The sequence below is a fragment of the Vibrio gazogenes genome (assembly GCF_023920225.1).
Taxonomy (GTDB): Bacteria; Pseudomonadota; Gammaproteobacteria; order Enterobacterales; family Vibrionaceae; genus Vibrio; species Vibrio gazogenes.
Genome location: NZ_CP092588.1, coordinates 121,883 through 146,297, shown reverse-complemented (window position 1 = coordinate 146,297; position 24,415 = coordinate 121,883). Strand labels below are relative to the sequence as shown.

The window sequence follows — 24,415 nt, the reverse complement described above, 5'->3', positions numbered from 1 at the left end:
AAAGGACGCGAAGTGTAGCGGACTTCATCAATGAAGTCACGATCCACACCCAATCACCAATCTTATTACCTTACAGTTTCTGATGGAACTCTTCGATCGCACCCACGACTTTTTTCGCCCCATCCTGAATATCAGCCATCACAATACCGGCATCATTCGAAAGCTGTAGACCATCTTTCGCTCTCAGTTGACCATTTTCAATCAGCCCAACCGCGTTTTCTGTCAATTTTTGGTTCTTTGATACCACGTCCACGATTTCAGAAGTGGTTTTACTGGTGCGTAAGGCAAGCTCTCTGACTTCATCGGCGACGACAGCAAAACCACGCCCCTGATCACCGGCTCTGGCCGCCTCAATGGCGGCATTCAAAGCAAGTAAGTTGGTTTGATCGGCAATCCCGCTGATGTTGCCAACCAGATCACTGACCTTCTTAGAAAGCTCATCCAGCTCCTTAATCCCTTGACAGGCATGAATCATCTGTTGTTCAAGTTCTTCCATGGTCTGAATCGTATCCTGAATGACAACCTGTGCTTTTGCAGCCTGAGTATCGGTTAACCGTGATGTTTCGTAGGCAATGTTTGCAGCTTCAGAAATGGCCCTTTCCCGATTCATCTGTTCGGTGATCACAGAAGCAAATTTAACAACTTTATAGAGTTCGCCATGGTTGTTGTGAATCGGATTATAAGATGCTTCCAACCACACGATATTGCCATATTTATCAACTCGCTTAAATCGATCCGAGATAAAATTACCCCTCTTCAACTCACGCCAAAATTCTTCATATTCAGGAGCGTTATAGATCTCCGGTTCACAAAAAAGACGGTGGTGCTTACCGACAATTTCTTCTTTTTTATAACTCGTTGCGCGAAGAAAATTATCATTTGCTGTCAGGACACGCCCGTCGAGATCAAACTCAATCACAGCCGTCGAACGCAGCAACGCTGCAATCATATCTTCATGTTCTCTTGAAGCGCGGATGGTTTGGGTAAGTTCAGACGCATAAAGTAAAAAATATTGCAATTGCTTATCAATATCGTAAATCGGCTGCAAAATCGCCCGTAACCATGATTCTTCACCGTCCCCTTTCAGCAGTTGCAGTGCACCATTCCAGTGTTTACCTTCATTCAGTGCATGATTTAATCGTTGGTAATGCCCAGTTGAACGCTCTTTCTGTGGCACCATGTCGGTGAGCTTACATCCTTCTACATTTTGTGACTCATATTTCATCTCTTTACAAAAAAGAGAATTCACCGAGCTAACTAAACCTCTCGAGTCCAACTTTATCGTTAACATCTCTTTGTCAAGACTGTCATGCATCTGTTTAATCAAATGAAGATCTTTCTTTAAAGCTTCATTTTCTTTGACAAGGGAACGGTTAAAAAGCATGAAGTACACCTCTTTCTTAATACCAATAGACAGGACTCTTTTTATCATAGTAGACATTTTTCATATCAACATGAGTAATATAGATGTTACAGAGTGTTAACGCAGCAAAAGTCGTCAAGAGATAAGGTGAATACGGGCTGCAATAGATTGATCATCGTCTCCTCTTACGAAGAAATCGGGCATAAAACAGCCGGAACAATCGATAAATTGGCGTTTTGCAGTATGCTTATGAGTAAGCGAGTGAGCTTCGCAATAATACTGGGATGTGATATTCGTTCCAGAAACGAAAATCTAGAGACAACTCAACGTACCAGTCGATTGAAACTCGCATCTTAGTGCAATTTAAGTATATTATTGGCGTAAGTATTTTTTAAGGTAAATCGTCATGGCGAAAACTGTTAGTAAAGCCAATCAATCGCAAGGGATGTTGATGTTTACACTGAACCTGAAACGTCAGCTGTTTGCTATTGGCACCTTAAAGATTCGAGAAATTGTGTCCTATCAACCAATGACACAAATCCCGTATTCTCATCGCAATGTTGTTGGTACAGTCACCATTCGCAATATGACCATTCCAGTGATTGATATGGCTGCGGCTATTGGTTTCCGGCCAATTCCACCGGAGGACTATCAAGATTGTTATTTGATCGTCACCGACTGCCTGCGTACTGTCGTTGCATTTATGGTTCGGTCGATTGAAAAAATTATTGAATGTGACTGGCGCTCGATTGAGTCAGCACCGTCAACTGCCGGACATCACATTTTTGTTACCGGTATCACTCGTTATCAGGATAATATCGTTCAAATGCTGGATGTAGAACTCCTCCTGTCGAAAATATATCCACAATACGAAGCGACCAAAATTCCGATTCTGACGGATGTAGAACGAGAAAGACTCAAGTCCTTTAATATCTTACTCGTTGATGACTCGAGTCTGGCCCGAAAACAGTTAGCCGATGCTTTGGACGGTATCAACATTCCCTATGAAATTTGCAGGAACGGGGCAGAGGGTCTGCAATTAATGCGCAACCGAGCAGAACAAGGCTCCCCGATCGACATTCTGGTCAGCGATATCGAAATGCCGGGTCTTGACGGCTATGAGTTAGCATTCGAAATCCAGAATGATGATACCCTGAACCACGCCTACATTATCCTCCATACCTCACTTTCCAGTGAAATCTGTGTTGATCGCGCCCGTCAGGTCGGTGCCCACCAAGCACTGGAAAAATTTCACGCGACCGAGTTAGTCGAAGCCATGTTAAATGGGGCGACGAAATTACAAGAGCGGGCGTTTAGCAGCTAACGGTTGATACGACTGTTCATGCATTTAAAAAACTCTCGATCAACACATCAACCGCGTATAGATTGCTTGGCAACCGATACGCGGCTATTGATATGTTCTGAGTGATGTGAATGAACGAAGATGAGCGAGCAAAGCGCAATCGCATCAAGCTCTGAGTGAGCCAAGATTGAAACTGATACCCAGCTGATAATCCGCTTCATCTTTAGACTGATATTCTTTGTTTTCGCTGCACATCTGAGGATGCCCCTGTCCATCCGCTTTCACCAAACTGACCCAATGACGAAGGCCTAACGTTGCATGACTTTCTGACGCGACGGAGTTCAAGTGGGTATAAGTTTCCAATTGAATGTCGTCAACCAAAACCAGTTCCGGCATTCCCGTTCCTTTGCCATTCCCCAACGTCACTTCAACGTGACATCCATCGCCATTACGGAACAAAATCGCTTCCGGGCCGTTGCGCTCGCCGAGGTAGGCAACGAAATGTTGCGGATAACGAAGACCGGTATGACGTCCGTCTTCAAAATAAGCCATCAAATGGTGGTAATCGATCACATATTCTGTCACATCACGATGCGATCCTTCATGCAACGGGAAAAGCTGGTCAAGTAACTGCTTCGCCTGTCGTTGTTTTTCTTGTGTCTGTCCTGCCCCCAATGACTCCACGGACATAACCATCTCGGTAATAAACTGACCTGACTGTTGCTCATATGATGAGTCATTTGATCTTAAAGCACGATCAGTCTCTAACGAACTCTGTAACATTGGCATATTCATTCATACATCCTCTTTGTAGCAAACACTCTCCGTTTCACGCTTTCCGTTTCACAAAATCACACCATGCAACACTCTTTTTTGGCTGTATCGTGATTTTGCTTACTTTTTAGACTAATCTATTTTTATACACAATTTCACAACAAAAATTTTACAGTGTGAATTTTACAAATGACCGCATCTAAAAGCTTAATTCGACAATCTCACTTTCTGGGCACCAAAGTCAGAAATTTGAGAAAAAGAAATCATCTGACCATGGAAGATTTATCATCCCGTTGTATTCGCCTGAATCCTGAATATGCCCCCTCTGTGTCTTATCTCTCGATGATTGAACGGGGCAAACGGGTACCGAGCATTGAAATGCTCGCAGTGATCGCTGAAGTCTTTCAAAAAAGCCCACAGTGGTTTCTCGACGATCAACCGGAACAGATCGATATCACCCCGGATAGAGGAAGTCGGGGGGGAATCAACGGGATGGCGCTAGAACCCAGCTTTTTGTTTTCACAAGATATTCTCCAGATTGCGATTCCGGAGATGTTATCTCAAACAGGTATCACCGGTCGTCAGTTCGCCCAATTACTCATTCGGGCACATCAAGAAAGCTTACAAAATCATTTTCCGGATCTGGAGCGCGCAGCAGAAAACATCGGACTCAAAAAACTGAATCTGACGGTTGAGGATCTGACGGATATTGCCAGACATTTGGGGCTCACGATTCACTGGTTTTCACAAGCGCCTCAAGACATTCAAGATGAGTTGGGGATCTGTGCCAAACAGTTAATCACCTCTTATTTTGAATCACCGAACAGGATTTACCTCAATGAGGTGATGAAGCATCATCCGACTCGCCTCAAGTATGATCTCGCGGTATACATCGGCCACAATATTCTTCACAGCAAGGATGGCTGTAAAACCGTTCTCTCTATCGGCCATACCAGTAGCTGGGAAGATATGGCAAATCCTCAAACCAGTTATGAACTCAACTCAAAAGATATCTTACAAGCTTGGCGAGATTTCGAATCCAGCTTTTTTGCCGGTGCACTGCTCTGTCCGAAAGTCCCATTCCGGCAATTGCTGGATCGCAATGGTTATGAAATCAGCGTCCATCAGAAAGTCGGGGTGTCCCCATCCGTTGCCATGCGCAGAATGACCGTGGTTTCCCCTTATCCTTACTGGCATTACTTTGATGCCTATGGAGAAGGAAAGCTCAAAGCCGTCTACCGTGGCAACGGGATTCCACTCCCTTGGGGCAATATGAGGACAGTCAACGATCCCTGTCAACACTGGGCCGTCTTTCGACAACTGAAACATCCACAGTCATCCAGCTCCGCTCAAATTTCACTGCTCAATGTCGGAGATGAACCCAGGATCTACTGTTGTGAATCGCTGAATCTCGTCGATCCTGCGGGGAATAATCGGGTTCTATGTGCCGGCATTGATTTAAATCCGGCGATCAATGCTCAAGGAGGTGATGCCCGGCAAATGGCGATGGAACTGAAAGAATCCTGTGTCAGAAACGGCGGGATGTCAGCGATACCGTCAGCAATTCAGAACGAACTGACGACACTGGCGAAAATACTCAATATCAAGTGGATAGAACGCGGTATCGTCAACGATGCTCGGTTAATCTGCCCCAGAGGCAGTGTCTGTCCCCGGAAGCCGAGCTGCTACAACACTTCACCCGACAATGTTATCGTGACTGACCAATAACACTGTCGGGTAATTGTCGATAATTCTGGGACTCACAGGGGTTCAGGACGCATATTTTTCATCATACATTTCATTATCAGCATGATGAATCATCTCGTTAACGCTCTGCATTTCTGGACTGTAGCGTGTATAACCGACACTAATACCAACCGGGATTGCAAGCTCTCCACAAATCACTGGGGTCACGCCAACCGCATGACGCACTCGATCCATGATTTTCCGTAAGTCTTCCCCTTTTTCGCCACCTTTCAACAAGACTAAAAACTCGTCACCGCCAATACGCGCAGCACAATCGTTGTCCCGAATCGCATTCTCAATCCGTCGGGCACACTCCACCAGTACCTGATCCCCGACATTATGCCCATAGGTATCATTGATCGTTTTGAATTTATTCACATCGATACACAGTAAGGCAAAACCCATAGGTTGCTTCGCTCGTTTTTCTCGCTCGAAATATCGATTCAGTTCACTCATAAAATAACGGCGATTCGGTAGATGAGTCAGTTCATCATAGAGAGAAAGACGATTCGATTTATCGTAAAGACGATAAATCACCAGAAAAGAAGCAATAAGGAATATCAGTAACAGATAACCAATCACACGCACAATATTGGTCTGAAACCAAGGCACTTGGTCAAGAATATTGACGTTGTCTTGTTCTGCGATTGCAATACTCCAGGAGCCATGTGGAAAATAGATCATCTCTTGAGCAAACGCATGTTGAAAGACATCAGGTTCTCCCCAGAACACTGCGCCCTGTTTTCCCGAACTGTCTTTTCCTCGGATTGCAATATCATAGCCGGGTAGAACCTCAGCAACCTTAAGGGACTGAAGCAAGCTATCGATATCAATATCGACACTGATCACCCCCCAATAAAATTGATTATATGGCGGGTCAAGAAAAACCGGACAGCGCGCAATAATGACCTGATCGTCTTTCCCCCGATCCACCGGACCGGCAATAAAAATCTCTTTCAGTTCATGCGCTTGTTTAACCGTTTTCCACTGCTCAGGCATCGTCCTAAAATCCAGCCCGACGACTTTTTTGTTTCCTTTCAACGGATAGACGTACTCAATAATATCATTGGGAGCAAGACTCAGTGATCGAATGTATTTCCCTTGCTCCATAATGCGCAGCGAAACTTTTTCCCAACTCTCTGCAACGGTACTGGCATTCACAGTCGTCAACGTTGACAAACTTTTCGCCACATAAATATCGGCCAGAATCGTCGCTTCCAGCTTAAATCGAATAATGGAAAGTTCCTCTGTTGTCCTACTTTGAATTTCTTGACGCATCACCTCTTGATGACGTTGGAAAATAAACTCAACCAACACCATCAAGATACAGGCAAGTAAGACAAGGAAACCAATCACTGTCCATTTTTTGAACAGAATGTCGCGCATAATGCTCCTCTCTCGTGAGGGACTGGTGTGAATATGTCGTATTCCTCCAGCCATGAAATGATCATTGACCTGATCACATAGACAAAAAGAGCACTCTGACATTAAAAATTTATTAAAATCAAACAGTTCATATCAGAATAGCTACTTTCAGCCAATAAGAACGCCCCACTAGTGATTTAGCTGTCAATAAACACGATATAAAACAAGGCCAAACCTAATTTATTTTTTCATTTAAACTATCAAGAATCACGGTGCAGAAGTACCGCAACCGTCAGTGAAGGCGATAATTTCACAGACTTATTGCACTGCGCTAACATAGCTACTGCTACGAATGCATATGTTTTATAAATCATCCTCTGTGAACTGGGTCGGCATATGTTAAATAAATGTGGCATAGCTTCAGTTTTATTCATCATATTTATCTGTCAGAGTATTGCGGCACCCAATACGCAGATTGGAACGCCCACTGCAAATGAAGCGGCTACATTTCCCCCCAGTTATCAGGATTCTGCAGATCAAATCGCTGAGTATTATGAACAGCGCCTCTATACACTACCGGCCTTCAAAGCAGGGCATTACGCACTACGGATGTATCGACAAACCTTAGATAACAAGTATGCTGCGGGGATTTGGCAGGATATGGCCCGAGTTGCCAGTACACTGAACCACTTCGCCAACGATGTCACCACACCTGAAGCGGTTTATCTGTACTCTCAACAGCGTCTGTCCTCGTATGAAGGACGTCAAGGCGAACGGTCCCGGCTACGATTTTCGGTAACAAAACATCATCCGGAATATATTTATTTAGGCGTTGATTTACTCGGTGCGATGGCTCGGGCAGATGAATATGGTCTGAAACACAAACATGACCAGCGACTGCGTCAGGTTTTGCGTAGATATGATTTCAGTCTGTACGCGACCGATCCGCAGATGATCAAGGCGTGGGCAGCCCAATTAGCCAACCAGGTGTTCTGGCTCAGGCAATTGGGTGAACAGGATGTCGTACAAGCGTTTATTCAAGCATTCCGGAAAACGTATCCGGATGAGCAGGACAAAGCACTGTCTAAGCAGCAGTATGAGAATAAAATTTATGGTATGACGCACATAATCATTGCAGCTTCAGGTTATTATCAGCATTCCGTTTCAGCGGCAGATTATCAATGGATTTACCACTATTTCCGTACCAATATAGAAACTATTATTGCACGGACAAAACCGGATGTGATTGCAGAAGTCGGATTAAGTTTTTTGCTTGCCGGGCTGGATAAGGATCCGGTCGTCACGCAGACCAGACAGGCGATTCAGGAAGCGATCCCGCCATTAAAGCAGATGATCCCTTCGGGAAAAGATGACTTCAATCTGGCACAGGGTGAACATCGTAATCTGCTCGCAATCATGCTATTGGGATGGCAGCAACCCCACGCAACACCGAAATATGACCAAAATCCGGCAATCTTCAGAGATCTCCCATACGGGCTCGAGCCAAAACAAGCTACGCAAGATCAAAAACAAAAAATGGATGGAGGCTAATGCTTAAATTAGCTACCCCCTCAAACAAGTCTGAAAGTAGCTGACTTCATTGTTTGCAAGCCGATAGACCGTTGCGGGCTTCCCGCCACGTCCACGACCTTTATTCGGGGCAGCAATTTTATTGGTACTCACAATCACTTCTGAGTTAATCAACCGCCGTTTAATTGTCATCCGGTTTACTTCAACCCCGAACTTCGCATAAGCATCGATAATTTCTGCAACCAAAAATTCTTTCTCCAGAAAAAAGAGCACGACTGAGGTATATTCGACGGCTGCCCGTAATTTGATCCATGCATGTTGAATCTGAGCCGCATGGTCAAAAGCCAGCGTTATCTGTCCCTGCAAAACGAGGTTTAAATCAAACCAGTCGAGACGGTTACGATCCATTCCGGCAGCTTCAATTTGCCTGATATTCGACCGATTCAGCAACGCATAGTGGGAAATACTGACACTCCAACCATCAGGGTTGCGTTTCGGATTGCCGTCAACCAAAGGGTCACTGATAAAATTAGGATACGTATGTACTTTTTGCCGGCAAATTCGCCGACGTGCTGCTTCGAAATCTTCATCGGCCGGCTCACCACCACGCGCGGTAAAATCTTCGTCGTATACCCAGCCTCCGGGAACCGCCCACATGCCAAAATCCGGACGCTCCGGATTATTCCGTTTCACCAGCAAAACTTGAATGCCGTCATCAGACAAACGAAGGCAGATCATATCGATAGTTACAATCATAAAGCAGCTTTCCCATACAACTCTCCGCTCATTCTATGAAATGACATCATCATAGGTCAAATTTAATCACAGAATGTTACGAACTCAATCGATGATTTTAGTGACAAAATAATCTGAGAATAAATAAAGTTTTATACCCAAAAGGTATCATTCATAATGATATTCCTATCCATGATACCATAGACTAATGATTGACAAATGCTCGCGTCTCATTTAATGTCCGCCTTAGGTTAGGCACACAATGTTACTAACATAAAAGTGAGGATGCCCCCATGAACAATCATCTTTTTTCTAAACATATCATCCAAAGTCTGCTGGATCTGGATGCATATAAAATTAATATGATGCAGGCCATCCATACGTTTTATCCTAACATTGAAGTCCGTTACGAACTGACCGTCCGCTCAGAAGAAGATATCACTGGGCTGCTCCCGGAAATTCGCAGTGAAGTGGAGCAACTGTCGAAGTTACGCTTTTCTCAGGCAGAAATTGACTATCTGAAAAAGAGTTCATCTCATCTAAAACCAGCTTTCCTGCATGCATTACGCTATTTCCAGTTTCAGCCGACGCAGCAGGTTGAATTCGGCATCATCCAACAAGGTTCCAAACGTCAACTGCGAGTTGGCGTCCGGGGAACATGGCGCGACACGATTTTGTATGAAACGATGATTATGGCGATCATCTCAGAAGTCAGAAGCCGACATGGTTGGCAAGATGTTCCCGCTGACTTACCTCGTCAGGTATTGCACAATAAACTCATCGCGCTGAAGCATGAGTTGGCCGAGCGCGGTATTGATAACTTTAGACTCACGGAAATGGGGACACGCCGCCGCTTCTCAGCACACATACAAGAACAAGTCATGGCCGAGTTGAAGCAAGAGATCCCTGAGCTGTTACTCGGTACGAGTAACTATCATTTTGCCCGGAAATTCGACCTCAAACCGATTGGGACAATCGCGCATGAATGGTTTATGGGTCATCAGGCACTGGTCAATCCGGGAGATTCACAACGCGTCGCGCTGGAACAGTGGTTGACAGCGTTCGATGGTCAACTGTCTATCGCGCCTACCGATACGCTCAATATCGATGCTTTCCTCAATGATTTTAATATGCATTTGGCGAAAGCTTACGACGGTGTCCGTCATGATTCCGGTTGCCCCTTCACTTGGGGTGAAAAGATGATTGCACACTACCAAAAACTGGGGATCGACCCACGGACGAAACTCTTTATTTTCTCCGATAGCCTCGACTTCAGTCAGGCACTGGAATTGTGTGAATATTTCGCTGGACGCGCTCGGATTTCTTTCGGGATTGGGACATTCCTCACCAATGATTTGGGTGGTTGGAAAAACAAATACGGTCAAACCTATAAGCCGCTATCGATTGTGATCAAACTCGCTGAATGTCATGGCCGCCCTGTGGCGAAGATCAGCGACGAACCCGAAAAAGCGATGTGTGAAGATGCTGTCTTTCTTGCCAATTTGAAGCAACAATTCAATATTGATTTCGATATTGATCAGCTTATCGCCACTCTCAAAGCCATGAAGCATAATCAACGTAAATATATTGCAGCCGCCTGAATCATAGCTTATGGTTCAGGTCGCTCGGTTTCATCAACCAATAACCGAACACACGAACGGTTTAGTCGATGATACATCAACCGACACCATTCAATTCATCGGTAACTTGAGTCCGACGAGTTGAACCCGCCAATCCCGAACTCGGGCAACTACCCAAGTTAATCCCTGCCAGTAAAAGGAATCACCTTGTTCAGGCTTATCTCCAATCTGCTGATAAACCAGCATTTCTAATGTCATATTCTCTGGGTAATCACTGACATCCAGCCCGTAATACAAACCAATATCAGCTATCGCCACTTTTGCTTCAAGAAAAAAATCACCCAAAAGTCGACCAACGATATCAACACGCATCTTTCCTCCTTGATTCATGGTCTGGTATGTGGACTAGAACGGGTTATCTTGTTCGAATCACATCACTTTGTCAGGAAGCTCTCATCACTGACAATATTTAATTTTATGTAATCAATTTCATTTCATCAAATTCAAACAGATCATCTCCTCTGTCAATGACCGAAATTGCCACAGCGATACAAGAATGACCTCTTCATATCAATAAACAAAGTAATATATACCCCGAGCAGATGGGGATCTGCTCGGGCAATTTGGTGGGTCAACAAAAGAGATATCTGAGATTAACTTCGGTTCGTATGTGCTTCGAATGATTCAGAGCCCACTCTTTCAGACTCTAACTTGAGGGTTTGGGTTGGATAAGCGATATCAGCGCCATGATGATGAATAATATCCATCACTTTTAACAGCACATCCTGCTTTACATCATGGTAACGTATCCAGTTGACAGTTTTCGTGAAGGTGTAGATGAAGAAGTCTAATGATGATGCACTAAAAGAATCAAAATTAACTATCAGAGTCTGGTTCACATCAATATCAGGGTGTTCCTCTAGCATTTGCCTCACATCAGTAACAATCGTGGCAATCTTCTTAGAATCCCCATATCGTAAGCCAATGACTTCATAGATACGTCGATTGAGCATTCGCGACGGGTTTTCAACCACAATGCTACTGAATACCGAGTTCGGTACATAAAGCGGACGTTTATCAAACGTGCGAATCACCGTCATCCGCCAGCCAATCCGTTCAACGGTCCCTTCAATGACGCGATCCGGTGAACGAATCCAGTCCCCGACTTTAAAAGGGCGATCAAAGTAGATCATCATGCCACCAAAAAAATTCGACAGCAGATCTTTTGCGGCAAAACCGACCACTAAACCACCGACACCACCAAACGTCAGTAATCCGGACAAACTGAGACCAAACGTTTGCATAATCGATAACAGGCCGACGACGAACACCAATAACTTGACGACCTTGGAAATAGCTTGAACGGTTGTTTTATCCTTGTCTTTCGTCTGCAATACGTAATCTTCTATATTGTTGACCAACCGTATCAACGTCCAAACAAAGCAACAGACTAATAACACCAATTTAAGGGTTTCCAGCCAGTCTAATCGGCTGGTAATCATATCTTCAAGTAACAAACCGAGGGAAATCGTCGCCGGCCAAAGCCAAATCAATACACTGATCGGGGAGCGCAATGCGTGAAGAAGAAGATCATCCCAATGAACTTTGGTTTTTTCAGTGAGTTGATTCAAATGACGACAGATAAAGCGCCATACCATCCAGGCGACAAAACTGGCAAGTGTAATTAAAAACACATTCGTGTCTTCTCTTTGCCATATAGAAGATGAAAGAACATCGTTAATCCATGAGTTCATAGGTCGGGGTCAATTATTAATATCAGTGAGTTGAACGCTAACAAAAAATATCGGATATCACCAGCCTCAATCTACGTCATCGATACGATTCTGACCTAGCATGATCACATCGTTTAAAAACAGACTAATCGCCGTTGGTGAACCCTTCGGCGAAAGAGCTTCTGGTATTATTGACCCGATGCCAAGCATTGTCGGGCTTTGCCAGTGTATGTTCGTAACCTTTTTTAATCAAAACCTGAACCGGTTGACTCGGCTCGATACGTTTTAACTGAGGAGAAGACGCGGTACCACTAATCTGATAGATATGTTCCTGGCCACCACTTTTAAACTGAACCTGCTTCCCATTAAAATCAAATTTCGTGGTAATCAGATGACTATTTCGATAAACCCCACGCTTATTAAATGTAATCACTTCTCGCCGATCATGCATAACTTGCGTTTCTAACCAAACACCATAAACTTTCTTCGGGCTGGTATAATCTTGATAACTCATATAAATCAATACTGCGCTACAGCCGATAAGCAATAGTCCCAGCACTGCCAATAATGATTTCAATGGTGTGCTCCTTTTCGTAACTTCAGGGACGACTGGTCATGAAAGATAACCATCGTCAGGGTCATATCCATTGGAACAAATTCTAAGCATGGACACAATCGAGAACGGTGAGATATCTTCTAAAAATAGACTTCTACCAAACCAATAGCGCAGTTTGCATATCAATAGTATACCCACGGATGGCATTGCTTAATTTAACACCAAGCCGCACACGACCGCAGTTAAACTTCTATGAACATTAATAAGTCTCAAATTGACCACTATTGTAATCGTTAATTGCTTGCTCAATTTCAGCATACGAGTTCATCACAAACGGACCATAGTGTACCACAGGTTCATGAATTGGTTCACCGGCAAGAATCAACATACCGTTATCAGGCGTGTTGGACTGCACCATTAAGCTATCTCCCTGAGTCAGCAAAGCAAACTCTCCGGCTTTGACAACACGAGAGTCCAGTTGCACTTCACCCCGATAAACGTAGATCATGGCCTGATGCTGTTGCGGTATTTTAAGATGAAGCGACTGGTCTAAGTTCGCCCGCCAGTCTGCAACTAGCAACGGGACACCCGTTTGCAGTAAAGGACCACTTAACATCTGACCTGCAATTTCAGCTTGACCTGCAAGCACTCTCAACAGCCCTGTCTCATCATGCGTATATTCGGTGATAACTTCAGGCTGAAAATCATGGTATTGCGCTGGCTGCATCTTATTTTTCGCCGGCTGGTTGATCCAAATCTGGAATCCATGTAGGGAACCATCTTCCATCATTGGCATTTCACTATGAATCACACCACGACCCGCGGCCATCCATTGTGCACCACCAGAACGAAGCTCTCCGACATTCCCCATATGATCCCGATGTTGAAAATGGCCTTGCATCATATAAGTCAGTGTTTCGATACCACGATGCGGATGGGGTGGAAAACCACCGACATAATCAGCCCGTTCATCAGATTTAAGTTCATCGAGCATCAAAAATGGTGAAAACTGTTTATGGTTGAAACCGGCGACCCGACGAATCTTGACACCATCTCCATCAGAAGTCGGCTGAGCCGGGATAATTTGGTGAATTTGCCGTACATTGGACATAGGTGCTCTCCGGTTATGATTTAAATGACAAGCAAATTCTAAAAAATTCAACCGTGAATGATGAGAAGGCGCATTCGAGGCTCTTCATCAAAAAATTTGAAGCTGATCCGATGCCATGCTGTCAATATCGTTATACGGTAAATTTTCCAAGCACCTGAGATAAGTGGCGATGGAGCTCATCCAGCTTGCGGCAGGCCTGATCAACCTCAGAAGACTCTTCAACACTTTCCTGAGACTGAGCCTCAATTATACGGATCTCTTCCTGAATATGTTTGGCCATCTTACTCTGCTCTACAATCACAGCAGCGATTTGCGTTGTTCTTTCTGTTACATGATCCATCGACATCATCATGTCATCAATGGCTCGCTGGGTATTCTCACTCGCTTGTTTCGTCACAGATGCTCTTTCAGTCGCCTGATTCATAATCTGGACAGCATCCTGCACACTCTTCTCAAGATTGGTAATCATTTCATTGACATCTTCAGTACAACTTTGAGTTTTATTCGCCAATCCTCGAACTTCATCGGCAACCACAGCGAAGCCACGCCCTGAGTCCCCAGCTCTTGCAGCTTCAATCGCAGCGTTCAGAGCCAACAAATTCGTCTGTTCGGCAATGCCACTAATAATGGTTAAGACTGAACTAATCTTGTTGGTGAATTCATCAATGCGAGAAATAGCGGCCACGGCCTGCTCCACACTTTCATTCAGTAAACCAATACTCTGCTGGGTAGTACTGACTTGTTGTCCCCCTTCACTGGCAGACTGACCCGCTTTTTTTGTAGAATCTGACACTTCGGATGTACTGAGAGAGACATCCTGAATCGCAACATTCATCTCCTGACTAGAAGACGAGACCTCTCGCATGGAGATCACCTGTTTCTCAGCGGTCTGGCAAGCTTTGCGTGACATCTCTCCTAACGAGGAAACATGGACATTGTTCTCTTGTGCATTGCTGATAATCTGTGTCACAAGATGATGGAGTTCACTCATAAACTTATCCAGATAAGCGGCAAGTTCTCCTAATTCATCACGACGATTTAATTTCAACCGTTTGGTTAAATCCCCGCCTCCTTTCGCCAGTGCCTGAATTTGCTGTGTAATGTTTTTCAAATCCCCCGTAATCAGTAATGGGAAAAACCAGATAATCCCCAAACAAATCAACAAAGAGAAACCAACTAACCACAACTGACCTGAACGATAATTCTGATGCATCTCTTCTAGCTTATCCGTGCGTTCATCAGCGTTGAAGGCCACAATATCGGTAATTAATTCAAGGTGATGTTGCGTCTTTTGAAATAACTCAAACCCCTCATTAAACGATAATCCGATCGCGGTACTGCGCCCGGCCCGGGAATTTGAACTCCGTTCTTGTTCAATTCTCCCCGTGATTTTCACCCACTCAGGATAAGTCTTCCAGAATTGTTCGACCAGTTGTTTCATCTCTGCATTCAACTGAAATGATTTGAGTTTTTCCATACTCTGACTGGCGGTTTTAATACTGTCATCATGCATTTTCTGCATGAGTTGATACTGCTCACTTTTAACGGGTAACGTCAACATACTCCGTTCCGCGACCCAAGCCTGATATAGATCCCGATTCGTTGACTGCACCAAACTCAGTGCTGGTATTTCTTGGCGGGTCACAATGGTAATCGCTTCAGCCTGTAATCCTTCTGAATACAAACTCCTGCCCGATAATGTGAGTACCAATAACATGACAAGAATCAATGGAATACATAACTTCCAGCGAATTCCCAAATTTTTAAAATAATTCATCAATCCCCTCCCAAACAACCCACCTCACCTGTTACGAATAACGAACAGGAGAGGTGCGGTTGACTGTTTTTTTATCTGATGATTATGAGAATTCTTAGTTAAAATCGGTGGTTTAATTCATGATGTGATAAGCAATCTCTCAGTACATTACTGGTCTTCATATTCATCAAGATTAATCCCGATAGTAAGCGCACCAATCGTTTTCCCCTGAGAATCAATCACTGGGACAGAAACCTGAACAAGATAGCTGAGCACACTATCATCGTATTCCACTTCACCAATATAGACTTTACCTTGACCACCGTTGAAAGACTGAATGAACTTATCTTCATCTCCCTGCCAATAGTCAGAAGTCTTATTGGTCATCGCCACATTAGCGCCTTGATTGTCCATGAGAAAAAGCTCAATCAGAAACGGCATACTATTTTCAAGTTCCAGCAACCTTTTCGCAGCTTTATTGCTCATCAGAGAGGACATGAAATCATCGACATCCGATGTGTTCTTCCATATCTCATCCATTTTTTTTATCTCATCTAAAGAGACTTCCTGCTTATTTTGTGCTTTCACGGCCTCAATCAGAACAGGATCTTTTCCCCAATTTTCCAACTGAGGAATCAACTCTTTCAGACTGTCGGGTGCATCTTCAGCGTGGACAGACGTTAGTGGTAATAGTGAAGTAAATGATAGCAGTACGGTAAAAATCATCGATGACAGATGACGAATCATAGTCGGAGTCCTTATCACAATTATTGCCTTAGATAATGCAAAATATAGCTAATGATAAAGAAATCGGACAAATTACCTGCAGAAAAAAATCAATTAGTGAGATCCGTTACTGAATGGTTAAGATGACTGTCCTGTCAAGCCGAGATGGCTGGTTAAAGTGTCTGTCCCGTTAAGACTCGTTAAGACTGCGCGCCACAATAAAGAAGGGTCTGCACCGCAGACCCTTTGGAAAATATGTATCAGTGAAGATTAATTTTCGAAATAATTTCTGATTGTCTTAAGGTTGTCACCGTGAGCCAGTGCCAGAGACAAAAGTACTTTCGCTTTCTGAGGATTATAAACACCGGAACCGATACCTTCTTGTTTTGGCGTCACGAATCCATTACCGGTACGGGTTGAACGAACAACCGGAATGCCTTTATCCATTGTTTCTTGTACTGCTTCAAGCATCACATCTGATAAAGAACCGTTGCCGGTACCTGCAATGACAATCCCTTTCGCACCTTCTTTAATGGCTGCATGAAGCAACGCAGGATCTTGATCTTGATAGCTATACAGAATTTTCACTTTTGGTAATTGTTTGACATGGCTGATATCGAAATAAGGCTTATCAACGGGTTTTGTCGGCTCATAATAGAAATGTGGTTCGCCACTCAAGAACGCGCCTAGATATCCCTGTTCGGTTGCTTTAAATGTATCCAGCATCGTTGAATTGGTTTTGGTGGTATAAAATGCAGAACCGATCCGGTCATTCAGCACAACCATTGCGCCACGGTCTCTCGCATCATCGTCTGACGCCAGTCTGACAGCTTCCAGCAAGTTCATGCCACCATCCGCACTAATCGCAGTTGCCGGACGCATTGCACCAACGATGACTACCGGTTTGTCGCTTTTTACCGTCAAATCAAGGAAAAATGCTGTTTCCTCAAGCGTGTCAGTCCCATGAGTGACCACAACACCACTGGTATTGGCATCAGCCAGTTGCAGACTAATTGCTTTACTGAGCTTTAACAAAATATTCTGATTAATATTATTACTGTCTGTATTGGCGATTTGCTCACCAACCACATGGGCAAAATCTTTTAACTCAGGTACAGCAGAAATTAACAGATCAACACCGATTTTGCCGGCTTTATAATCTGTTGTATCCATATTGGATTCAGAACTTCCCGCAATGGTTCCTCCAGTTGCGTAAATTTTGACAGTAGGTTTATCCGCATTTGCAAAAGAAGCAAAAGAGGTACAGAGCATCAACGCAGTTATCGTTTTGGATAGATATTTTTTATTCATTTCATTTACCTTTTAATTCATTTCTATAATCTTTATCGCAATTAGTTTCGTACTTAAACGAAAAGTATGTAGAATATAGATAAAGGTAATGTCCTTATTTTCATCATTGTCCGTAAATATATGCCAAACATATGCATCAGCCGATATAATCAATACATCGAACTCTATCATGATGTTCCAAGACCAATTGCACCCAAATTGTGCAACATTTTCTTCCCAAAAACTCTGACAAGCATCAAAATTAAAATATTTTTATTAATTTTATAAATCAACCTATCAATTTTAAATTTTATCTTATAAAAATCACTTTTTGTTAAAAAATTTCTATTCTTGTTTCGAGAGTTTGATTAATGTTATTTGACGAAAACCATGAAATATAGAATGAATACTATTGTGAATGTAAGAAATAAAATTCACCTATCATAATTATTTCATAAACTCAATTTAAATAATTGTAATAAAAATTATCAGGTAATCGAACGTCGAATTTTCCGACCCATACTTATGAAACATGAGAATAAATGTATATTTCCCGCTTACATTTACATCCTATAAAATAATCGACAATACTTAATTCACATTTATTTTATTGTTTATCTACAAAGTATAAAAATAAACGTATTATAAAAAACGGATGACATAATTTGTCATCCGTTTTTAGTATTTTGATGCACATGTTTAACCTAAATTAGGCCGCATAGCGCCTTGGTTTTCTTTTAGGACAACGCTCTTCAATCAACATTTCATGAAGTAAACAAATCGCCTGATGATAATGTTTATCTTCGACACAAAACTGCACATTGACATTTCTGAGTGACGAGTGCACAGCCATCGGCTGAATATTACCCTGTCCCAATGCAACCATACCATTTGCCAGCACTTCACATGTGTCCATCGAAGCACCGATCGCCGAGATCAACGCCACCATTTTTCCAGAAACAGATGCCGCCGGATAACGCTGTTCTACACTTGCGAGCAGACGATTCAAACTATCACTCTGCCCATGTAAATAATAAGTCATCGAGTTGGCATTCATCTCTTTTCCGATCAGATCGACTTTCGCTTCAGCGATCATCTCTGCCATCTCATAACTGACGGTATCGACCAATCCAACCATCGATTGATCAAACAAATGCAGCGCAAACACTTTATCGCGGCCCGCAATAATTTCCACACGATGATTCTCTGGAGCATGTCCGCCGGAAATACGTGTTCCGCTGTGTTCCGGCTCAAACGTGTTTTTCACGATTAAAGGAATATTCTGCTGGCGTAGTCCAGTGGCAGCATTGGGGTGAATCGCTTCCATACCGAGGTTCGCCAATTGATCGGCGACATCAAAGTTCGTCTCTCCCATCGGACGCACAACATCCGCACCGACAATCCCCGGATCCGCTGTACTGAGATGGTATTCTTTATGAATGATCGCCTGCCCGGCGCCCGTTAAGGCAGCAATACGACTGAACGTCATCTCACTGTAGCCTCGATCATACGTTTTCATCAAACCTTCATCACAATACGCATAACCAGTCACAATCGGGAGTTCACATGTCACATCAACATTCTCAAATGCCTGACGAACGACATCATCCAGACTACCGTGATGATCTTCATTCCATCCCGATAAATCAATAAAACGAGAGTTAATACCGGAATGTTTCAGTCTCAAGACCGTGTTATAAGCACTGTGTGCTTCTCCCAAAGAAGACAAAAACTCTCGAATCTGCGGCAGATAACGATTCAGAGAAAATTGCCCATGCTGGCAAGTATCCATAATATTACGGATACAATTCTTCGCTTCAGACAAACGAGAGCGGATAAACTTATCGGCACGGAGACGAGACATCGGGTCAGCAAAAATATTCTGGTTAATGAGCATCATCCGTTGCTCTAACTCTTCCATTTTTTCCTGCCACTTCTCACTTCTTTGGGCGATTAACTGATAAATACCGGGCTGACCGGTTTTTTTACATTCCAACAACGCATCGGTCATGCCTGAATAAGCAGAGACCACAAAAATACGTTGATAAGGGTTTTCCGGCCGTAGCAGGATATTTTCCATCACTGCATCAAATGCGGTCATGGATGTACCGCCGATTTTCTCTACGGTAAATGACATGTTTTCTCCTTGTTATGACCAGACAGTCTCCTGACTGTCCGGATAGATACATTCCTCCAACATCACAATCAACTTCGACGACAACTTAACTCAACGGATAGACACCAGACGCATCATGGACTTCTTGTCCATTCAACGGTGGGTTGAAGACACAAGCCATCACCATATTCTGTCCGGGATAAGCCCGTAGATAATGTTCATCATGCTGATCCAAGATGTACAGCGTTCCCGGTTCGATCGGGAAAGTCTCTCCACCGACAACTTCAATTTCCCCACTGCCGGAGATGCAGTACACGGATTCAAGATGGTTCTTATAATGAATATGTGTTTCGGTATCCTGATAAATCGTCGTAATATGAAATGAGAACCCCATATTGTCATCTTTCAATAACATACGGACACTTTCCCAATTTTCCGCGACCACACGTCGCTCACTCTGAATACATTCCTTTAATGTTCTAACAATCATAACAATCCCTTAAGATGCTTTTTTGATGTATTGCGGTGCCACGGTCTCTGTCGCACGTTGAAAAATTTCCAGTCCTTCTTGCAGCTCGTCGGAGCTGATTGTCAATGGACAGAAGAACTTCAGAACTTCACCGTCAGGTCCAGCAGTTTCGATAATCATGCTCTGATTGAAACATTCCCGGGCAATCTTTTCGGCAACCTCACCGGAAGTACATTCCACACCTTGCATCAACCCGCGTCCTTTCCGACGTGAAAGTACCTCTGGATATCGACGGATCATTTTTTCAATAACATGGGTTACCGATTGGGCACACTCGCCAATGTGATGCTCAAGATCATGGTTGGTCCAATAGGTCTCAATGGCTTTGGTTGCAGTCACAAACGCATGGTTGTTACCACGGAATGTTCCGTTATGCTCACCGGATTCCCAAACATCCAGCTCAGGTCTCATCAGTACCAGTGACATCGGTAGACCATAACCACCGATTGACTTCGATAGCGTGACAATATCCGGTGTAATGCCGGCTGGTTCAAAACTAAAGAAGGTCCCTGTACGCCCACACCCAGCTTGAATATCATCGACAATCAACAAAATCTTGTGTCGTTTACAAAGGGTATTCAAACGTTGTAACCAGCTCTCGGAAGCCACATTGAGTCCACCTTCTCCCTGTACGGTTTCGACTAATACGGCAGCGGGTTTATCCATCCCTGAAGAACCATCAGTTAACATAGTTTCAAACAATTTCAAGCCATCTTGTCCCGCATATCCATCATACGGCAGACGCTGAATGCCATGTAAATGTAGTCCTGCTGCGCCTCGGTGATGCTGATTACCGGTTGCGGCAAGTGCACCATACGAGCAACCATGGAAACCATTGGTAAAGGCGATAACATTGCTGCGACCAGTCACTTTTCGGGCCAGCTTTAATGCTGCTTCAACTGCATTGGTACCGGTTGGTCCGGTAAACTGAACTTTATAATCCAACATCCGTGGTCGAAGAATGTGATGCTCAAATGCTTGTAAAAATTCGGCCTTAGCCTGCGAATACATATCCAGACCATGGGTGAGACCATCTCGGTCGATATAATCCAGCAATGCCTGTTTCAGGATGGCATTGTTATGACCGTAATTTAATGCACCGGCACCGGCTAAAAAATCAAGATATCGGTCACCACGTTCGGAATACAGACAGCTCCCCTTTGCGGTCGCGAACACGACAGGGAAGTGATTAGCATACGATTGTACGTTTGACTCTTTCTCGTTGAAAATATTCATAATTGAATACATTTCCTTTGTTTGAATTTTCTATGTATGAATTGGGGTAAATAGGGCAAGCAGACAACAGCAATCGCTGGAGTGTACTTGTCACTTCAGTGAATATTTACGTTTAGTCGTCACTACGTCTGTGGGATTGACTCAAGCGGAATACGATACAAATATTCCGTCTCATGTTGTCCATCGAAATGTCGCGTCTCATCAAGAAACGTTGAAACCTGCCCTTGCAGGCCGTTAGCACGATCGAATTTCTTGAATAAATTCCAAGAGCCCTGATTATCTCTGGTAATCGTGGTCTCAATCGCTTCGATATCCTGTAAATTATCCTGAGAAATCAACTGCTTTAACATATCAAATGCTAAACCTTTCCCTCGGGCAGACGGATGCACGGCAACTTGCCAAATAAACAGCTCTGAAGGCTTGTCCGGTTTACGATAAGCAGAAACGAATCCCAAAATATCATCTTGCTGTTCAGCAAGAATGCACGTTTTTTGGAAATGAATTGACTGTAAAAAATTGCAATATGCAGAGTTTTCATCCAATGGTGGACACAAACTCACTAATTCGTGAATCCGCTGACCATCTGAACGAATAGGGGTTCTAAAAATCCACTGCGAATGATTTCGCTCTAGTGTCGCTCTAGCCATTTCTGACCATGGTATGTTGGTGATCATGATAATGCCTAATTATTTTGAACTCTAATTAATTTTCCAAAACACTAACACATGATTTGTGCTTATTTCAAGCAACAATTTAGAAAAAAAGAGCCAATTAAAATATAAAATACTGATTTTAATTAATAAAAATTCAAGAGCCATAACATAAATTAAGATGTCTAATATTTAGATGTATAACAAAATGTTTTTTAATTTATATAACGTTTCTCTGACACTAATATGACAATGGTATCACTAGCATTTTGTTCACATTTCGCATTTTGCATTTTCAATATGCAAAGAATAGAGCTCATATGACTTAATTTGCCTACAAAACGCACAAAATAACGGTATTTTGTAATTGGCACGCTTCATGCTTTATTCTACGTGACCCTTCTTAAGCCGAGGGTCACCTAGCCAACTGACGTTGTTAGTGAATGAATATTTGTTCACAATAAATTACGGCCAGTCACACAATATTGTGGCTGGCTATTTTTTTATCTGAATTTTGTCAGACACCTCACTTTATTCGTGATTCATCCCCCTGATAACACTTTCTTATTTGACGTTTTCACCAAATCTTACAAGACTTTAGATATGTATCCTCAGATGATGTCTCTGGATACGAACGTACTCATCAGAATGATTTCGTTAATCCAGCAATCAGTATGGTAAGTACCGCCAATTAACTTATCTTTTCTGTATCCAACAACGAGATATAACTATGGCAAATGATGCTCAATTATGGACACCGAGTCCTGAATCAATTCGTTCATCAAACCTTTACCAATTTATTGAGCACATCAACATGCAAGGCGAAGCGCTTGAAGGTTATGAGCAACTGCATCAGTGGTCGGTGACTCACAGTAAACAATTCTGGCTGGAAATATGGCAATACTGTGACGTCATCGGATTTCGGGGAGATTGCGTCTTCGGCGAAGCAATTGCCAAATGGGAAAAATTCATCGCGGCCCGAGACACGATCTGGTTTCCTCAGGCACAGCTCAATTATGCTGAAAATTTACTCTCCTATGCATTTCAGGAACCTGATGCGATTGCACTCTGGTTTAAAAATGAAAACGGTCAGACAAAAACGCTGACTTGGCAACAACTGTGTGATCAAGTTTCACTCGTCCAGCAATGGCTGACCCAAAACGGTGTCGAGCGGGGTGATGTTGTCGTTGGTTATCTCCCCCATATCCCTGAAACGATTGTGGCTTTGCTGGCAGTCACCAGTCTGGGTGCTATCTGGTCTTCCCTCGCCCCTGAGGATACTGATATTCAAACCGCAATGGCGTGTTTTCAGCCGCTGCAACCCAAAATATTATTCTGTAGCAATGGGTATAATCGAGCCGGAACAACCATCAACACCGAAGAGAATAATCGGAAGCTAAATAACCACCTGACAAGTTTGATCAATACATGTCAGATCGAATACCTGCAAACCCCGCAGTTTTCATCCAACTATGTCGATACATTTTCAGACTGGCAGGCGATTCTGGCCAGTTATCTGCCCAGAGGGATCAACTATGAACGGATCGGCTTTAATGATCCGCTCTTCATCCATCACCACCAGCAACCTTCAGGCAAGAACGAGCGAATCGTCCATCGTGTTGGAGGGATCGTTCTCAATCATTTAAAAGAGCATCAACTCCATTGTAATATTCAGCCAGGAACTCGCCTACTCAGTCATTGCTCATGCAGTAGCACTACTTTGCTCTGGCATACGTCAGCACTGGCCAGTGGTGCAACCCTCGTATTTTACGATGGTGCTCCTTTCTTCCCCAACACGAATGCACTATGGTCTCTGGCAGAAGAATCACAAAGTAACATCATCCATATTGCTTCCACCTATCTGGATCATGTACGGGAACAAGCATTTTCTCCAGGGCACTTCTATGACATGAAGTCTTTACAAACACTGATCGTCAGCGGTGCTATTCGCTACCCGCACCTGTTCGAATACATCTATTCCTATATTCAAACCGATATATGTGTGATCCCTGCATCTCAAGAAGAAGATATTGCAGGTTCTTTTTTGATCGGCCACCCAATGGCTCATGTGGACAAGCAGTACAGCATGACGCCCGCATTAGGATGTCATGTCCTGATTGAGGAACAAAGTCTAAAATGCACGAACAGTTTTCCTAATCAACCGCTCGGTTTTTGGCATGATTCGGGCGAAGATTATTACCGAGCCTACTGGCATCAAAATCAAGGCATGTGGTCACAACCAGAACACAGCAAATAATCGACGATTATTCCTTCTGCGACAAAATGAATAAGGGCCTGTCTGAGACAGGCCCTTAT

The 24,415-nt window shown here is 43.5% G+C and carries 20 protein-coding genes; 5 read left to right on the top strand and 15 right to left on the bottom strand.

Annotation, left to right across the window (positions count from 1 at the left end; all coding sequences use genetic code 11):
- Nucleotides 1-70: 70 nt before the first annotated feature.
- Nucleotides 71-1,384, bottom strand: a complete 1,314-nt coding sequence (locus tag MKS89_RS16270; RefSeq protein WP_072954359.1) for a methyl-accepting chemotaxis protein — start codon at nucleotides 1,382-1,384, stop codon at nucleotides 71-73.
- Between the two features lie 385 nt (nucleotides 1,385-1,769).
- Between MKS89_RS16270 and MKS89_RS16265 the strand changes: the two genes are divergently transcribed.
- Nucleotides 1,770-2,687 carry a chemotaxis protein gene (locus tag MKS89_RS16265; protein WP_072954357.1) on the top strand — a complete coding sequence of 306 codons (918 nt, stop codon included), beginning with the start codon at nucleotides 1,770-1,772 and terminating at the stop codon, nucleotides 2,685-2,687.
- 144 nt (nucleotides 2,688-2,831) lie between these two features.
- On the opposite strand, the gene MKS89_RS16260 is transcribed toward MKS89_RS16265, so the two are convergent.
- A complete protein-coding gene (locus MKS89_RS16260; protein ID WP_072955074.1) occupies nucleotides 2,832-3,455 on the bottom strand; it encodes an aldolase/citrate lyase/malate synthase family protein in 624 nt (207 codons plus the stop codon).
- Nucleotides 3,456-3,629: 174 nt separating this feature from the next.
- Between MKS89_RS16260 and MKS89_RS16255 the strand changes: the two genes are divergently transcribed.
- Entirely contained in the window at nucleotides 3,630-5,168 is a 1,539-nt protein-coding gene (locus MKS89_RS16255) for a DUF3612 domain-containing protein (RefSeq protein WP_072954354.1), read from the top strand.
- Nucleotides 5,169-5,210: 42 nt separating this feature from the next.
- Here MKS89_RS16255 and MKS89_RS16250 read toward each other — a convergent pair whose 3' ends face one another.
- A complete protein-coding gene (locus MKS89_RS16250; RefSeq protein WP_165614802.1) occupies nucleotides 5,211-6,572 on the bottom strand; it encodes a diguanylate cyclase in 1,362 nt (453 codons plus the stop codon).
- Nucleotides 6,573-6,947: 375 nt separating this feature from the next.
- Here MKS89_RS16250 and MKS89_RS16245 point away from each other — a divergent pair, with 375 nt between their 5' ends.
- Nucleotides 6,948-8,102, top strand: a complete 1,155-nt coding sequence (locus MKS89_RS16245; protein WP_083571246.1) for a DUF3541 domain-containing protein — start codon at nucleotides 6,948-6,950, stop codon at nucleotides 8,100-8,102.
- A 12-nt stretch (nucleotides 8,103-8,114) separates the two neighbouring features.
- On the opposite strand, the gene MKS89_RS16240 is transcribed toward MKS89_RS16245, so the two are convergent.
- Nucleotides 8,115-8,837: an NUDIX hydrolase gene (locus tag MKS89_RS16240; protein ID WP_072954351.1), complete on the bottom strand. Its 723-nt coding sequence runs from the start codon at nucleotides 8,835-8,837 to the stop codon at nucleotides 8,115-8,117.
- A 272-nt stretch (nucleotides 8,838-9,109) separates the two neighbouring features.
- On the opposite strand from MKS89_RS16240, the gene pncB reads away from it, so the two are divergent.
- A complete protein-coding gene (gene pncB / locus MKS89_RS16235; protein ID WP_072954349.1) occupies nucleotides 9,110-10,417 on the top strand; it encodes a nicotinate phosphoribosyltransferase in 1,308 nt (435 codons plus the stop codon).
- A 90-nt stretch (nucleotides 10,418-10,507) separates the two neighbouring features.
- On the opposite strand, the gene MKS89_RS16230 is transcribed toward pncB, so the two are convergent.
- The 11 genes from MKS89_RS16230 to ectA form a co-directional block, all read right to left on the bottom strand.
- On the bottom strand, nucleotides 10,508-10,768 hold the full coding sequence (locus MKS89_RS16230; RefSeq protein WP_072954346.1) for a transporter associated domain-containing protein: 261 nt from the start codon (nucleotides 10,766-10,768) through the stop codon (nucleotides 10,508-10,510).
- Between the two features lie 281 nt (nucleotides 10,769-11,049).
- Nucleotides 11,050-12,150 (bottom strand): mechanosensitive ion channel family protein, encoded by a 1,101-nt coding sequence (locus tag MKS89_RS16225; RefSeq protein WP_072954343.1) that lies wholly within the window; start codon nucleotides 12,148-12,150, stop codon nucleotides 11,050-11,052.
- Nucleotides 12,151-12,274: 124 nt separating this feature from the next.
- Nucleotides 12,275-12,706 carry a DUF2850 domain-containing protein gene (locus MKS89_RS16220; protein WP_072954340.1) on the bottom strand — a complete coding sequence of 144 codons (432 nt, stop codon included), beginning with the start codon at nucleotides 12,704-12,706 and terminating at the stop codon, nucleotides 12,275-12,277.
- A gap of 238 nt (nucleotides 12,707-12,944) precedes the next feature.
- Entirely contained in the window at nucleotides 12,945-13,796 is an 852-nt protein-coding gene (locus MKS89_RS16215; RefSeq protein WP_072954337.1) for a pirin family protein, read from the bottom strand.
- Between the two features lie 130 nt (nucleotides 13,797-13,926).
- Nucleotides 13,927-15,573: a methyl-accepting chemotaxis protein gene (locus tag MKS89_RS16210; RefSeq protein ID WP_072954335.1), complete on the bottom strand. Its 1,647-nt coding sequence runs from the start codon at nucleotides 15,571-15,573 to the stop codon at nucleotides 13,927-13,929.
- Between the two features lie 147 nt (nucleotides 15,574-15,720).
- A complete protein-coding gene (locus MKS89_RS16205) occupies nucleotides 15,721-16,299 on the bottom strand; it encodes a PDC sensor domain-containing protein (protein WP_207521934.1) in 579 nt (192 codons plus the stop codon).
- 249 nt (nucleotides 16,300-16,548) lie between these two features.
- The gene (locus tag MKS89_RS16200) at nucleotides 16,549-17,589 is read right to left on the bottom strand and encodes a type II asparaginase (protein ID WP_072954332.1); all 1,041 of its coding nucleotides are present in this window, start codon (nucleotides 17,587-17,589) and stop codon (nucleotides 16,549-16,551) included.
- Between the two features lie 688 nt (nucleotides 17,590-18,277).
- Entirely contained in the window at nucleotides 18,278-19,705 is a 1,428-nt protein-coding gene (locus tag MKS89_RS16195; protein ID WP_072954330.1) for an aspartate kinase, read from the bottom strand.
- An 85-nt stretch (nucleotides 19,706-19,790) separates the two neighbouring features.
- Nucleotides 19,791-20,174: an ectoine synthase gene (locus tag MKS89_RS16190; protein WP_072954327.1), complete on the bottom strand. Its 384-nt coding sequence runs from the start codon at nucleotides 20,172-20,174 to the stop codon at nucleotides 19,791-19,793.
- Nucleotides 20,175-20,183: 9 nt separating this feature from the next.
- The gene (gene ectB / locus MKS89_RS16185; protein ID WP_072954326.1) at nucleotides 20,184-21,449 is read right to left on the bottom strand and encodes a diaminobutyrate--2-oxoglutarate transaminase; all 1,266 of its coding nucleotides are present in this window, start codon (nucleotides 21,447-21,449) and stop codon (nucleotides 20,184-20,186) included.
- A gap of 122 nt (nucleotides 21,450-21,571) precedes the next feature.
- The gene (gene ectA, locus MKS89_RS16180) at nucleotides 21,572-22,123 is read right to left on the bottom strand and encodes a diaminobutyrate acetyltransferase (RefSeq protein WP_072954324.1); all 552 of its coding nucleotides are present in this window, start codon (nucleotides 22,121-22,123) and stop codon (nucleotides 21,572-21,574) included.
- 706 nt (nucleotides 22,124-22,829) lie between these two features.
- Here ectA and MKS89_RS16175 point away from each other — a divergent pair.
- The gene (locus MKS89_RS16175) at nucleotides 22,830-24,356 is read left to right on the top strand and encodes an AMP-binding protein (RefSeq protein ID WP_072954322.1); all 1,527 of its coding nucleotides are present in this window, start codon (nucleotides 22,830-22,832) and stop codon (nucleotides 24,354-24,356) included.
- Nucleotides 24,357-24,415: the final 59 nt, after the last annotated feature.